At 58.2% G+C, this 13,877-nt stretch carries 11 protein-coding genes and 1 pseudogene; 7 read left to right on the top strand and 5 right to left on the bottom strand.

What is annotated here, in order from left to right; all coding sequences use genetic code 11:
- Nucleotides 1–14 precede the first annotated feature (14 nt).
- Both DSL70_RS13220 and DSL70_RS22880 read right to left on the bottom strand, forming a co-directional pair.
- On the bottom strand, nucleotides 15–2,966 hold the full coding sequence (locus tag DSL70_RS13220) for a hypothetical protein (protein ID WP_245418207.1): 2,952 nt from the start codon (nucleotides 2,964–2,966) through the stop codon (nucleotides 15–17).
- Between the two features lie 96 nt (nucleotides 2,967–3,062).
- Nucleotides 3,063–3,461: pseudogene (locus DSL70_RS22880) on the bottom strand (DUF2336 domain-containing protein); the annotation flags it as partial.
- A 333-nt stretch (nucleotides 3,462–3,794) separates the two neighbouring features.
- Here DSL70_RS22880 and DSL70_RS13225 point away from each other — a divergent pair.
- Nucleotides 3,795–4,688 (top strand): hypothetical protein, encoded by an 894-nt coding sequence (locus tag DSL70_RS13225; RefSeq protein ID WP_119308432.1) that lies wholly within the window; start codon nucleotides 3,795–3,797, stop codon nucleotides 4,686–4,688.
- A gap of 89 nt (nucleotides 4,689–4,777) precedes the next feature.
- On the opposite strand, the gene DSL70_RS13230 is transcribed toward DSL70_RS13225, so the two are convergent.
- The 3 genes from DSL70_RS13230 to DSL70_RS13240 form a co-directional block, all read right to left on the bottom strand.
- The gene (locus tag DSL70_RS13230) at nucleotides 4,778–5,338 is read right to left on the bottom strand and encodes a DUF1254 domain-containing protein (RefSeq protein ID WP_119308433.1); all 561 of its coding nucleotides are present in this window, start codon (nucleotides 5,336–5,338) and stop codon (nucleotides 4,778–4,780) included.
- The gene (locus tag DSL70_RS13235; protein ID WP_119308434.1) at nucleotides 5,335–5,910 is read right to left on the bottom strand and encodes a DUF1214 domain-containing protein; all 576 of its coding nucleotides are present in this window, start codon (nucleotides 5,908–5,910) and stop codon (nucleotides 5,335–5,337) included. Before DSL70_RS13235 ends, DSL70_RS13230 begins: the two co-directional genes overlap by 4 nt.
- A gap of 320 nt (nucleotides 5,911–6,230) precedes the next feature.
- Nucleotides 6,231–8,471, bottom strand: a complete 2,241-nt coding sequence (locus DSL70_RS13240; RefSeq protein WP_245418208.1) for a transglycosylase domain-containing protein — start codon at nucleotides 8,469–8,471, stop codon at nucleotides 6,231–6,233.
- Between the two features lie 317 nt (nucleotides 8,472–8,788).
- Here DSL70_RS13240 and DSL70_RS13245 point away from each other — a divergent pair, with 317 nt between their 5' ends.
- The 6 genes from DSL70_RS13245 (at nucleotide 8,789) to DSL70_RS13270 (ending at nucleotide 13,877) form a co-directional block, all read left to right on the top strand.
- Nucleotides 8,789–9,319, top strand: coding sequence for a YcgN family cysteine cluster protein (locus DSL70_RS13245; protein ID WP_119308435.1), 531 nt, complete (start codon nucleotides 8,789–8,791; stop codon nucleotides 9,317–9,319).
- 343 nt (nucleotides 9,320–9,662) lie between these two features.
- On the top strand, nucleotides 9,663–10,247 hold the full coding sequence (locus DSL70_RS13250; protein WP_119308436.1) for a hypothetical protein: 585 nt from the start codon (nucleotides 9,663–9,665) through the stop codon (nucleotides 10,245–10,247).
- Nucleotides 10,192–11,490 (top strand): DNA-packaging protein, encoded by a 1,299-nt coding sequence (locus DSL70_RS13255; protein ID WP_119308437.1) that lies wholly within the window; start codon nucleotides 10,192–10,194, stop codon nucleotides 11,488–11,490. Before DSL70_RS13250 ends, DSL70_RS13255 begins: the two co-directional genes overlap by 56 nt.
- Nucleotides 11,491–11,595: 105 nt before the next feature.
- Nucleotides 11,596–12,789, top strand: a complete 1,194-nt coding sequence (locus DSL70_RS13260; protein ID WP_119308438.1) for a phage portal protein — start codon at nucleotides 11,596–11,598, stop codon at nucleotides 12,787–12,789.
- A gap of 1 nt (nucleotide 12,790) precedes the next feature.
- Nucleotides 12,791–12,970: a hypothetical protein gene (locus DSL70_RS13265; RefSeq protein ID WP_119308796.1), complete on the top strand. Its 180-nt coding sequence runs from the start codon at nucleotides 12,791–12,793 to the stop codon at nucleotides 12,968–12,970.
- A 160-nt stretch (nucleotides 12,971–13,130) separates the two neighbouring features.
- The gene (locus tag DSL70_RS13270) at nucleotides 13,131–13,877 is read left to right on the top strand and encodes an HK97 family phage prohead protease (protein ID WP_119308439.1); all 747 of its coding nucleotides are present in this window, start codon (nucleotides 13,131–13,133) and stop codon (nucleotides 13,875–13,877) included.

Here is a 13,877-nt window from a genome sequence, read left to right on the forward strand (position 1 = left end):
GTGCGGTCGGCTGATCAGGCCTTGTCGGGTTGACTTGTCCTGCGGCCAAAGCTTGCTGCCGTTGACGGGCTCTCCTGGCTTTCGCCATTCTGCGTCTGATGCTCCTGACTTGTGCCTCTGAGGCGAGGAGAAGCCTTGCCAGAGCCTTCATCATGCATGGGTTGATGCTTCGTTGTGATGCGGCGCGGCTCACCGAACAGCTGCGAGACGATCTTGCGCGCAGCAGCCGGATAGAGCTGATGGTAGAGGGTCATAAGCCGCGAAATCTTGCTGTAGTCGTGCGATATCGCATCCGGCCCATGCAGCAGGATGGAAAGGCTGCTGCTCTCGTCAACGCCGATGGAATAGAGATAAACCACAAGTGCTTCCCCGCCCTTGTCCTGAAGCAGCTGGATCATGTCGAGACGACGATGACCGGAAATGTCATGCATCAGGTCGGCCAGACGGATCCTGTCGTTGCTGAAGCGGGCCGTTACCAGCGTGTGGATGGTCTCTTCATCAAGAAGGGCTCGCGATTTGTCATCTGCTTCCTGATGGGCCACGTCGACCAGCGTTTCGGCAAGGATCGACTGGATCAGGGTGAGGCGGGTTTCTTCATCATAGGCGAAGAACTGGTCGGCGATCCCTGTGCTGCCAAGCGGTGCAATGGCCATGGCGGCAAGATCAATGGGGTTTGAAGACCTGAAAGACGCTGGCGACGGAGTAATGTCGTCTTCGGTCTCTTCCATCTCGGCAGTCGTCTGCCGGATAGCCTGATATTCCTCGACATCCACAAGCCGGTGGCTGGAAAACTCCGGCAAGGTCAACAGGTCATCGTCGATGGACGCCGCTTCTGGGGATGCCTGCACGTCAAGAGTTGATGGTGTGTCACTCTCTTTGTCGAGATCGGACAGGGTGTGCGAGCTGCTGGAGGTATCCTCATAGCGTTTCATCTGGAGCCGCAATGCATTGAGCGCTTCGCGCTGGGCATCAAGCTGTTCACTGATGATCTGCATCGGCGTGGTGTCGAGATCTTCCAGATGCGTGAGCTTGCCATTCTCCAGAATGTCGATGTCAATCGGCTCGATAAGTTCCACACGGGGCGCCGCAAAACCGGATTGCTTGAGCAACAGTTCGGTCGCAGACGGCAGGTCGGGCTCAGCTTCGACCAGATCAAGTCCGGCAAAGCTGATCATGTCCGGCATGAAGCCAAGCGGGGCATGCTCGTGAATGAGCGGTGCGTTGGTGTTGGACAGAGTGTCTTCGGTTTCCGGTTTGAGAGTACCATGCGGAATAGGCAGTGGTTCCGCAAAAGCCGGTTCGTCAGGGATGAGTTGGGACCGAGGTGAAACAGGCTCATGCGGCGCGAGGGTATCTCCCCCGTTGTCGACGGGTTCCTCAGAGAAGGCATCAATGGACAGTTCGCTCTCGATCGCCTCGACAACCGGGTGCAATGCATTATCCCCGACCTTGGTCAACGGACTCTCGGCATGAGCGGAGGCCTGCGTCGTCTCCACCTTGATGACGCCGCCGCTCGCCGGTGCCGAGAAGATACGAGGTTCTTCTTCGCTGTCGTCCTGCGCTGATATCTCACCGGTCAGTCTGGCTAGCGCACGCTCCCAATCGTCTTCGGTTGCCGCGGTCAGGTGGACACCGGGAATGTTGGCGGAAGGGGCCTCATGAACCGGTGTCTTGGCTACGGTTGTAGCCGCAGTCTTGTTCTCGCTCACAACCGACGCAGGTTTGGACACTGGGTCAGATACAGGCGCAGCCTTGGGTAAAGCCGAAGCCGCATTGTCGCCAGACTTGCGAATGGTGAGCGTAATCTGTGCTTTTCGCTCGCCGGTGCCTTCTGCTTCCGTGGGGAGCTTGTCCTTGCCGGTGAGGCCGGTTTCGAGCTTCTCCCGGGTTTTGGCCAGCAGCCGTTCCTCGGCAAGATCCAGCGGTCGCTTGAGCGCGGACTTGAGGTCATCGATTGGGGAAAGCCTGTAGGACGGGCCATCCATACGCTTTTCAGCAGGAGCTGCGCCCGACGTCAGCCTGTTCATCTGGGTCGGAGCAAGATCAAAATCGGAAACCGTGTCCGCCGAGATCGTGAACGAACGCTTGGTGCCCTGTTCAAACAGCTCCTCTTCGATGTCCGCCAGCGGTTCCTGTGGAGTTGCATCGGGCGCCTGCTTTCGGGTGGCGCGCGCAACAAGCAGCTCTTCCAGATCTTCCTCAAGTGCCTCAGGCTGACGAAACGCTACGACGGCTTCCCGTTCGTTGGGGCCAAGCGGCTTTCGAAGGGGAGGGATGGCGGCATTCTCCCTGTCAAAAACGCCGATGGTGAAGGAGGCCGGTCCTGTTTCTTCCTCGAATGCATTCCTGACGAATGGCGAGGACGGGCTGTCGACCATCTCCAGATCGTCAAGGTCGCCAGACAGTTCCGAAGACGGCTCATCAAGCACAATGTCCTCAACGGCCAAAGACACGGCGTCCTCAAGTTGAGCTTCGGCGATAGGCGTTGCGATGAGTTGGCTGTCAGCAGTCTCGGCGCTCTCTGCCGCGGGCGTCTGCTCAATGGCTTCTTCGCTCGGAGTGCCATACTCCGCTCCCGTTTCCATCTCGGCAATCAGGGCGCTATCCTCAGCTGCAAGCTGGCGGGCGAGCGCTTCGATGGCCTCGTCATCCAGAGCGTCCCAGTCGCTTTCGGAAAGCTGATCAAGGATCTTCATGTCCGCGTCATCCAGCAACAGCATGGTGTCTGATGCGGTTGGATCGGTCTGAGCCGGATTGGCTTCAGGCGCAGCGGCTACCGTTGTCTCCTCGCCTGCAAGGGCGTCAGAGATGGGCGGGGTTGGGGCTTCCTCATCAGTGGCTGAAATCGTGAAGGATGACCGTGCAGGGAGCGCCTGCCTATCAAGGGCTTCCGGCTTGTAGTGCGCGCACCAATCCTGTTCCATCGAAGAAACCAGCGCATCAAGCTTATCTTTATCCTGAGACATTGCCGTAGGTCCCGTATGTTCAAAAGCTGTTCCGCCTATCCGCTCGATCTTGGTCTGCATCGGGCGTGATATCAAGGAATGAATATCTTTGTTTTCCGCCAGCGCACGCGCCACCGGCGGTTCGCCAAATAAAAGCAGCTGGGATATCACGATCGCGCTCAAATCGGAGCGCTGCGCAATGGCTGCCCGCTTTGCGCAACTGCCCTGCATGATCTGTGCCGTCAAATCACACGCTCCCAGCAGGGGAGAATTAGCCAGCACGGGCGCTGCCACGGCATCAACATCGCAACAGAGCAACTGCACCACGTCGAGAGGAACTGTGCGTTCATTGCAGAGCCGCTCCGCCAACCTGACGCGATCCGCAAGCGCGGTCGAGCCAAACAAGCGACGAAACACCTTTGTGAATTCTGCACGCGCCAACCGGTCAAACTGACCAGCGGTGAAATAGCTTTCTGTTTCTTCCACAAGACGTGACCGTGCACCGGGCGATTTCACTTCAGAAACCCCTTGTGCCAAAAACGGCTAGAGCGGAGAAAACTGCTATTCCCATCCAGTCGACCTCAAAATGACAACAGTATCCCAGACCTGTCAGTTCACATATTCGACGGTATTCTTTAACATGCTGTTAACCATAAGGAAATGGCCAGCAGTTTTCGACACCAAGATACGGACTACGCAACAGCATTTGTCTTTTGAAAACGACCCCTTGGCTTATTCGGGCTTATGCTCAACAATGGTCGGGAAGTCGATTCGAGACAGCTGTCCGAATTGTAATATCAAGGTCATGCGTGATCAACTCTCGCATGACGCTCCGGGAATGCAAGGCCTTTGGAAAAGACAAGTTATTTCACAGACTTAAGTCGGCGTTTTTCGGAGCGTGACATTCTGCGCCCCATGGTGTTGTGCGTTCTGGCTCTTGTGGTTTCCTCCTGTTCATCCCGCATCGGTGATTTGGGACGCCCGGAAAGCAACAGTTTTGCCGAAGGGTTCATGGGGGGAGCTGGCAAACTCAAGGCCAAGATGTCCGGCGAGCTGGTGTCCGACTTCAACTTCACCGATGAAGAGACGGATATGCGGAACCTTGCCTGGAATTTGATCCGGCCACCCCATGCCAAGGACTGGATTTCCCTCAATCTCTGGAATTTCTTCCCCTCGCTTGAGGATGTGAGCCTGCATCTGCTCACGGAAACCCAGATCGCCAGACTGACCCCGCTGATCGATATGGGGTTTGATCCCAAGCGCTATTACTGGGCCTTGCGGGCGGAAAAATACGCTTCTCACCATGTTCGCTACGAGCGCATCATCACCGACACCGAGCAGGACCGCGAGGCGATGGCTGCGTTTGTTCCGGTGGCCGAGAAGGTCATGGCCATGGACAACGAACGCATGGCCGCGTTGCATCGCAAGGCAGACATGGATCCGCGCGAGCTGAAGAATGCCTATGCCCGGGTCGATGAAAACAGACGCTATGTTGCCTGGGTCTGGAGGGCGATGAAATACCGCATGACGGCCTACGCCTATGCGATAAAGAAACTTGAGATCGAAACGCCTTCGGATCGTGTTGCCGATGCCAACAAGGCATTGCAGCTGCTGCTTGCCGATTTCGACGCGCAGAATGGCACACTGGCCATTGACAGTACCGATCAGGCCGTCAATGCGCCAATCCCGTCCCGCTATACCCGCCGTCAATGGGACAAGGTGGACCGGACGCTCATCAAATAGCATCTGGCAAGGGCCACGCTAACTGCCTGATCGGGATGGAAAATGTCATGCCGGGATCAAGGCCTGCTAAGAGGTGGCAGTTGGCCGGGTTACTGAAATGTCTCTTCCGTCCACAGCGGGCTACAGGCTGCGTGGGAAAGCCCGTTGGCGATCATGTCCCTGTCTCGCTCCGAGGCCACAAGCGCCCGCACCAGCAGGAACCCCTTGTCCTCGGTGGCTGATATGACAATCGCCGTTTCGTCGACCAGATCCGGACGTTCAGACATCAGGCGCTGCTGTCCCTTGGTGGCAAGCACCACGTTAAGGGTGGAGCCGGAAATCTGGTTGGTCAGGCTGAACTGACTGCGCCCATTGCGGTCGACATAGTCAAGGCTCCAGAAATCGCTGGGTATCCGCCCCTTGAACAGCACCGGAGCCTGAGACACGTCGGTGCGGCAAATGGCAAAGGCAAAGGTCGGGTCGAGATCTCCCGACAGGTCAAGTGCCTGTTTCGGATTGGAAATCACATGGACCGTGTGAACAGGGCCAATTTGCAGAACCCGGTTCCAGATGTCGTTTTCCGCGAAATAGGGCAGGGCAAAGATGGTCACGATATGGATGATCGCGCCAACGACAAGAGCTGCGAAAAAGATCAGGGTTTCTCGGATCATTGGCAACTCGTCCAGGCTATTTGGGGAAGCTTGATTTCCGAATAGCCACCACCGCGCGTGTGAGGCGTTTCATAAAGGCGCAAGACCAGTTTGAACGGCGCATCCACAGGGCTGCTCAACCAGTCTCCACCACGAGCGCTAGGGCCGGTGACAATTTCAAAGCGGCTCCCGCCAACGCGGGCCACATCCTGACTGTGGAAGCTGTAGCGGGCAGAGGGATTGTCAACGAGTGCGTTATTGCGGGTGAGAAGGCTCAGAGTCCAGACCCGGGAGGGCATTTCCTCGCCGGTGATCCGGTATTGACAGGAGCCATCCAGCGGCGTGCCCTCGTCATCCGTGGTTGCGGTGAAGGCAATGCCCTCGCCAGCGGCCAGATGCAAAGATCCTCGCCGGGCCTGATCTGCCTTTGAATAGGGGTTGACGTCCGGACCGGCTGCCTCCGGCCATGCTCGCCATGGGCCGACCTGAAACAGGCCCAGATGGTTGGTGTGATTGACAGCGAAATAGGCGCTACCGATCCCGAGGCCAATTGCGACAACGGCGAAAAGAATTATGTCTCCAATCAGACGCACGCTTCTGGGCCTCGTTCAGGTTCGCAATCGCCCGGAACCTCGATGGTACCGCGCAGTTATCTTCAATCATTTTCAAGCCTCAAACCGGCAGAAAGGTGACAGGAAGTCCTTTTCATGCAACGCCGCAAGCCATGAGAACCTTCTGCGACAGAGCCAGCAGGAACAGATCTTGTGATGCTGTTTTTGTCTGCCGTGTTTGGAATGCCAAGAATATCCGTACAGGGATTTCTGAAAAGGTCAATTCCTGAATGGCCAGATCCGACCTTTAGGCGCCAAAAAGACAGCAGGCGTTTTTGATTGACGAAACCGGACTGCTGGATTTATCGCCACGCGGTCTTGAGTTCGGTCAGTCCACCATGCGCCGGTCTCTGTAACTGGCTGAGTCCCGGAACCGGCTGTCTCGCGCCTTGTGACCGCGCCGGAGGGGAGGCTTCTTCTGAGGGAAGAGAGTTCCCATTGACAGGCGGTTCGTCCTGACGGAACAGGGTGGATAGCTGGTCAAGCTGCTTGACCACAGTCGGGGAAAGGCGCTGCATGTTGCGCTGGTTCTTGATGTCCTTGATCCGTCCGGAATCGGCTATCTGAATGGTCTGATGGGTTTTCTCGAAGATTACCGGATCCTCAATATAGGGCATCGGCTTGAGTTCGACCTGCTGATGGGCCGCTGTCATGATCTTCTGCCAGGCCATGGCCGGAAGTGTGCCGCCGGTGACCCTGCGGGTGTCATGGTTGTCATCATTGCCAAACCAGACCGCTGCGGAGTAGTTGCCCGTAAAGCCGCAGAACCACGCATCTTTATAGGACGAGGTGGTGCCTGTCTTGCCCGCAGCCTTGATGCCGTCAAGCTGAGCCCTGCGGCCCGTTCCCGCTTCCACTACGGACACGAGCATCTGGTTCATGCCGGCGATCACGTCTGCCGGGATGATCTGCTCGGGCTTGTAGGTGCGTTTGAAGTCGTAGATCACCTGACCTTTGGAATCGAGAATCTGCAACACGCCATGTGCTGTCGCCTTCTTGCCGCCTGAGGCAAACACGGCATAGCCCGCCGCCATGTCCATGACCGAGACCTCGGCAGCACCAAGGGGCAGGGACCGCGTGATCTTCAACTCGGAATGAATGCCCATCTTGTGAGCCACTTCGACAATCTTGTCGCGGCCGATGGCTTGAGCCAGACGGACAGGAACCGTGTTGATCGAGCGCCTCAGGGCATCGAGCAGGGTGACTGCTCCGGAATAGGAACGGCCATAGTTCTTGGGCGACCAGTTGCCGATGGTGATCGGCGCGTCCTGAATGATCGAACTCGGCTTGTAGCCGTTCATCAGGGCGGTGGTGTAAACAAAGGGCTTGAAGGACGACCCAGGCTGACGCAAGGCATCGGTCGCACGGTTGAACTGGCTCTTGCCATAGTCCTGCCCGCCGATGATGGCTACCACGGCGCCGTCCGGCTCCATCAGCACGGCGGCTGCCTCGGTGACGTCATACTGTTTGCCGTTTTCGCGCAGAATGCTCTCGATCGCCTGCTCGGACTGTTTCTGCACGGTCATGTCAATGGAGGTCTTGACCGTCAGCACGCGATGCTTGCCGCCGACGATACGCTTGACCTCCTCAAAGGCCCAATCGAGAAAGAAGTTCGGTGTGTCCTTCTCCGCCAGATCAATCGGCGTGGCCGGATTGCGCAGGGCACCCACGATCTGGCCTTCCGTCAGGAAATCGGCCTGCACCATGTTGATCAGCACTTCCTTGGCGCGGGCGCGGGCACGGGGCAGATTGACATGCGGGGCATATTTTGTCGGCGCTTTGAAGAGGCCTGCCAACATGGCCGACTCCGCAAGCGTCAGGTCCTTGGCGGGCTTGCCGAAATAATATTTGGACGCAGCTGCGATACCATAGGTGCCGCCCCCCATATAGGCGCGGTCGAGATAGAGCTTCAGGATCTGGCGCTTGGTCAGCCGAGCTTCCAGCCATAGTGACAGAAAGGCTTCATCGATCTTGCGCGTGAGCGTGCGTTCATTGGACAGGAACAGGTTCTTGGCCAGCTGCTGGGTGAGCGTCGAGCCGCCCTGAACGACGCCACCGGCGCGGGCGTTCTCGACAATGGCGCGCGCCAGCCCGAGAAAGTCGATGCCGAAATGCTCGAAGAAACGGCGGTCTTCCGTGGCAAGAAGGGCCTTGATGAAATTGTCCGGCAGATCCTGCAACTCAAAGGAATCATCCTGCAGAATGCCGCGCTTGCCGATCTCGTTGCCGAAGCGATCAAGGAAGGTGATGGCATAATCTTCCTGTTCGGGTAGGCCGCCGATCGTCCGGTCCATGTCCTTGAGGGCCCATGAAAGGGCAAACAGGGCACCAAATACCCCCATGGTCAAGCCACCCGAGAGCATCTGCACCAGCCAGTAGCGCCAACCGGTGACGCGCAGATGGCGCATCGTGGCATTAACGCTCTCAAGACCGCCCAGAAGGGCCTCCCGGATTCGATACATGCCAGTATCGACCCAGGCGTCAAACGCCAGGAAGCGGTACTTCCACTTGACCTTTGTGTTGTTTTGGAACGGATCTTTCACGATCTTGGCACTTTTTCTGCAGAACCTCTGGCCCTAGCAATACTTTGTTAAACCCGGCTCTTCAAGAAGCAACTCCCGGGCCAACCATAAATTTTAGTTTATCGCGACTGCCGTGGGGCGAAGCAGTGATAAATCTGTTAAGCGGCGACAGAGGCGCAACAGCGGGCTTGACGAAGCCTTGTCTTTTGTTCGACAGATCTCTTGAACGCAACGGTGCGTCGTGGTGAAATCCGGTCTTTCGGGAAAACGGAGCCGCCGCCGCGCCGGACAGACCTTGCCATCCGCCAACCAAGGCTCACAAGTAGAGGCACCAAGTCATGACCGACAAGAAACCGGATCTCATTGCCACAGTCGATCCGACCGCCGAGTTCGACAAGCCCTTCTGGCAGGTGAAAAGGCTCAATGAAATGAGCCGTGCCGAATGGGAATCCCTCTGCGACGGGTGCGCCCGTTGCTGCCTCAACAAGCTGGAGGACTGGGATACGGGCGAGATCATCTGGACCAACGTGGCATGTAGTCTGCTCGATTCCGAAAGCTGCCGCTGCAAGGATTACGAAAATCGGTTGGATACAATTCCAGACTGCGTGCCGCTGGATGCGGAAAAGGTCGAGTCGCTGTCCTGGTTGCCGCCCACCTGTGCCTATCGGCTGCTGGATGAGGGCTATGACCTCTATTGGTGGCACCCACTGGTCTCCGGTGATCCCGATACCATCCATCAGGCAGGCATTTCGGTCAGGGGACGCGTCATCTCGGAAGAGGGGATGGAGGTCGAGGACTATGAAGACCACATTGCCGATTGGCCGGGAGAGGACCCCGACGACGATCCGGTCGTGCTTAAGCGGGGCTGAAATGCGCACCGGACAAACTGTTGATCTAGTTTGAGAAATTCAATTTAAACTAGAAAAATACAACTTTAAGAAGAAATTTGCTTGACCGCCGAACGGTTGTGAGCTACATATTAGCTACAGTCGGAAAGGTGTGAGCAAGTTTGGCTCCATTCCGCTTGTGTGTTCTATTTGGGCCGTCAGCCCTTTCAAGTCATTAGCCGCCCGGCTCGCCGGAGCGGCTTTTTTTATGCCTTTGCTTATCCGGGCTTCGCCTGTTCGCTCGTAGGTCTTGGCCTATGCGGGGGACTGATTGATGCCGGATGGTAGGGCTTTAGATCCACGCCAAATTGAATCAGGAATTTGCATGCCAAACAAACGGTCACGGCAACCGGACTGGACGGCTGTTCGGCTTGATTGTCTGAAGCGAGAACGGTCCTTTGCGGCAATTGCCGCCGCCCATGGCATCAGCGTTGCCACGCTGAGAAAGAGGCGCAAGCTCTGGGAGGCCGAAAAGACAGACCAGAGATCTGATGAAAAAGCCACCGCAAAAAGCCCGAACGGTGAGCGCGAACCAGCTTCCGTCGCGTCCAGTGTTCCTGACGGATCGGACGCATCGGGCGCCGGGATTGATCACCTGTCGATGGTTCGGCGGCTCTATCACGCGACCGACCAGCAGATTCGCCACCTTGAGCAGCAGTTGAAGAACGGCAGTGCCGCTTTCGATGAAAAGGAGGCGCGGATGCTGGGCACAATCGCCCGAACGCTCGACAAGATCATGGAACTCAATCCGCAGGGACAGGATGACGCCAACGACAGGAAAGAGGCCGGCGATGACAGCAGCGAAGACACAGGCACGCTTGACCTCCTCCGCGATGAACTTGCGCGCCGCCTTGATGGGCTCAAGCAGGGAACAGCAGGCGAGCTTTCTGGCGAGCCTCAGCCCCTCTGAACTGAGGCGGATCTTTCACGACTGGGAACTCTGGGCAAGGCCGGATCAGTTGCCGCCAGAAGGAGACTGGATCACCTGGCTGGTTCTGGGGGGCCGTGGTGCGGGCAAGACGCGCACCGGAGCCGAATGGGTCAAAGCGCTGGTAAAGGGCAGGCCGCCGTTCGCTGCGCACTCCTACGGTCGGATTGCCCTTATCGGCGAAACCCTTCAGGACGCTCGTGATGTCATGGTCGAAGGGGTGTCCGGCCTTCTGGCCATTCACGCAAAGGAAGATCGACCGGTCTGGCAACCTTCCCGCCGCAGACTGGAATGGCCAAACGGCGCGGTGGCGCAGATTTTCTCGGCCGAAGACCCCGAAAGCCTGCGCGGGCCACAGTTTGATGCGGCCTGGGGCGATGAGTTGGCCAAGTGGCGCCATGCCGAGGCCACCTGGGACATGCTCCAGTTTGGCCTGCGTCTGGGGCAAAAGCCGCGCCAGATCGTGACCACAACGCCTAAGCCGACACCCTTGCTCAAACGGCTGATGGCCGAACCTGTCACCGCGATCAGCCACGCGCCGACGCGGGCCAATCTGGCCAATCTGGCGCCGGGATTTCTCGATACCATCGTGCGTCGTTATGAAGGCTCGCGCCTCGGACGGCAGGAACTGGATGGTGAACTGATCGAAGACAGGGCCGACGCGCTGTGGAAGCGCGATCAGCTCGACCGGCTGAGGGTTGATGATCCTCCCGCAACCCTCAGCCGGATTGTGGTCGCTGTCGACCCGCCCGCAACCTCGGGCAAGAGCGCCGATGCCTGCGGGTTGGTGGTGGCGGGAGTAGACGCAGACGGTTTGTGCTTCATCCTCAGGGACAGCACGCTGACCAGCGCCAGCCCGACAGCCTGGGCGACCAAGGCCATCGCGCTCTATAACCGCTTCGAGGCTGACTGCGTGGTGGCCGAGGTCAATCAGGGCGGGGAAATGGTGACCACCATTCTCGGCAATATCGATGCGACTGTGCCTGTTCGGCCCGTGCGGGCAACGCGTGGGAAATATCTGCGCGCCGAACCCGTCAGTGCTCTCTATGAGCAGGGCAGGGTGCGCCATGTCGGTAACATGGCCGAACTGGAAGATGAAATGTGTGACTTCGGACTGGACGGTCTGTCGTCTGGCAAAAGCCCCGACCGGCTTGACGCAATGGTCTGGGCCGTGACGCATCTCTGCCTCAGCGATCGGTCGCAACCGAAAGTTCGGGCAATCTGACACTTCATGAAAGGAAGGAAGAAGCACATGCTTCGCTGGACCTTGAAAGGGCCGGCGCGAACGCGCTCGTCCAAAAATCAGCCATCCACTCCCCAACCTCCCCACATGGCGATGGAAGGGACCGATCTGGAAGGCAAAAGCTCTCGCACCGGCGCTCTCATCGCGGTGCACCAGACTGGGCGACCGCGCTGGACGCCAAGAGATTATGCTGCGCTCGCCATGCAGGGCTATGCCCGCAACCCGATTGTCTATCGCTCGATCCGGATGATTTCAGAAGCTGCGGCCTCTGCCACAATCTTTTGTCTGGTCGGTGGGGAGCGGCTTACCGAGCATCCGGTCCTTTCCCTTTTGCGTCAGCCTAATGAACGGCAGGACGGGGCGACATGGCTTGAGAGCCTCTACGGCCATCTGCTCGTATCGGGCAACGCCTATGTCGAGGCGGTGTATGGCGCCAGCAGTTTGAGGGAGCTGTATTGTCTGCGGCCCGACCGGATGAAAGTCGTGCCCGGGTCGAACGGCTGGCCGGAGGCCTATGACTACACCATCGGTGGCAAGTCCGTGCGCTTTTTGCAGTCTGACGATGCGATGCCATTGCCGCCCATTCTGCATATCACGCTGTTTCATCCTCACGATGATCACTATGGCCTCAGTCCTCTGGAAGCGGCCCAGGTCAGCCTTGATGTGCACAACGCAGCGGCTAGCTGGAACAAGGCGCTGCTGGACAATTCGGCTCGCCCCTCTGGCGCACTGGTTTATGCAGCCTCGGAGGCTGGAAACCTCAGCGACGAGCAGTTTGAACGCCTGAAACGGGAGCTTGAAGAGGGCTACCAGGGCGCGATGAATGCCGGGCGACCCTTGCTGCTGGAAGGTGGCCTGGACTGGAAGAGCATGAGCATGTCGCCTCGCGACATGGATTTCATCGACGCCAAGAACAGCGCCGCGCGCGAGATCGCCCTGGCATTCGGGGTGCCGCCGATGCTGCTTGGCATTCCCGGCGACAACACCTATGCCAACTATGCCGAAGCCAACCGCGCCTTCTGGCGACAGACCGTGCTGCCGCTTGCCAATCGCTGTCTGCAGAATATCGCCCGCTGGCTCTCTCCAGCCTATGACGACGCCTTCGAGCTGAAGATCGATCTCGATCACATCACGGCACTGGCAAGCGAGCGAGAGGCACTGTGGAACCGGGTCGGCAATGCCGCCTTCCTCACGGAAAGTGAAAAGCGCATTGCGGTTGGGTACAGCCCGCTCACCGAGCCTGTTGAAACTGCTCGGAATGCGGACCGGGGAGGGAAATGATGTGGCAGATGCTTTGCAGATTTTTGCCGAAAAAGGCGATCTCGCCCATGTCGCACTTTTCCTTTGGGCGAGCGCGGCCAGTGGTCTTCTGGTCTGGAGCCTGCGCGAGCAGGCCGCATCCAACAAGCGGTTTCAGGACTTCGTCGAGGAAATCGCCCGTCTCACCAGCCTGTTCGAGTGATCAACCACATTCCGGTCAGTCAGAAAGGCAGGAAAGACGGCTCGATCACCGGGAGGTCTTTGCCCGTTTCTCCCGCTCGCTGGAAAGTCACATCGGCCACGAGCCGGTTGCGCGTATCCGCCTTATTTCGACTTCAATGTAAGAGATCAGGTATAAGCCTATGAAAAATTTGACGAAGCGTGCCGAGGTCAAAAGCTGCGGCACTCAGCTCACGGAGAAGAAGGCGCTGTCATCGGCGCTGGAAACTGTCGGCGATGACGGTGTCTTCGAGGGCTATGCCTGCCTGTTTGGCAAGGAAGATCTGGGACACGATGTGATCCAGCCCGGGGCCTTTGCCAAGAGCCTCGCCCAGCATGGCCTTGAGGGCATCAAGTTGCTCTACCAGCACGACCCGGCCCAGCCGATCGGCCAGTGGTTGACGATCCGTGAGGATGACAAGGGGCTGTTCGTCCGTGGCAAGCTGGCAACCGAGGTGGCCAAGGCACGCGAGATCCTGTCCATGATGAAGGCGGGCATTTTGGACGGTCTGTCCATTGGCTTTCGCACCATTCGCGGGCAGAAGGATGCCAAGAGCGGCATTCGCTACCTCATGGAACTGGACCTTTGGGAAATCTCGGTTGTCACCTTCCCGATGCAGCCGGATGCCCGCATTTCGTCCGTCAAATCCGGGGAGGGTTTGTTTGCGGCACTGAAGCCTGAAGACCCTCCCTTCAGCAAAAGAGAATTGGAACGCAAGCTCATGCAGGACGCTGGGCTGAGCCGTTCACAGGCCCGGGCCTTGATGGCCCACGGTCTTTCCGGCCTCGGTGGCATGCAGGACGCTGCCTTTCTTGAGCCTTCAAGCGCGATTGCCAGCCTTCACACCATGACCCGGGCCATGCTCAGGGCCACCAAACACCAGGCTTGA

This window comes from Cohaesibacter haloalkalitolerans (assembly GCF_003574655.1).
In the GTDB taxonomy this organism is placed as follows: Bacteria; Pseudomonadota; Alphaproteobacteria; order Rhizobiales; family Cohaesibacteraceae; genus Cohaesibacter; species Cohaesibacter haloalkalitolerans.

Bases quoted from the DNA above. Each gene is read 5' to 3' on its own strand.
- DSL70_RS13220 (WP_245418207.1), bottom strand. From the start codon at position 2,966: ATGTCTCAGGATAAAGATAAGCTTGATGCGCTGGTTTCTTCGATGGAA.
- DSL70_RS13230 (WP_119308433.1), bottom strand. From the start codon at position 5,338: ATGATCCGAGAAACCCTGATCTTTTTCGCAGCTCTTGTCGTTGGCGCG.
- DSL70_RS13245 (WP_119308435.1), top strand. From the start codon at position 8,789: ATGACCGACAAGAAACCGGATCTCATTGCCACAGTCGATCCGACCGCC.
- DSL70_RS13250 (WP_119308436.1), top strand. From the start codon at position 9,663: ATGCCAAACAAACGGTCACGGCAACCGGACTGGACGGCTGTTCGGCTT.
- DSL70_RS13255 (WP_119308437.1), top strand. From the start codon at position 10,192: ATGGGCTCAAGCAGGGAACAGCAGGCGAGCTTTCTGGCGAGCCTCAGC.
- DSL70_RS13260 (WP_119308438.1), top strand. From the start codon at position 11,596: ATGGCGATGGAAGGGACCGATCTGGAAGGCAAAAGCTCTCGCACCGGC.
- DSL70_RS13270 (WP_119308439.1), top strand. From the start codon at position 13,131: ATGAAAAATTTGACGAAGCGTGCCGAGGTCAAAAGCTGCGGCACTCAG.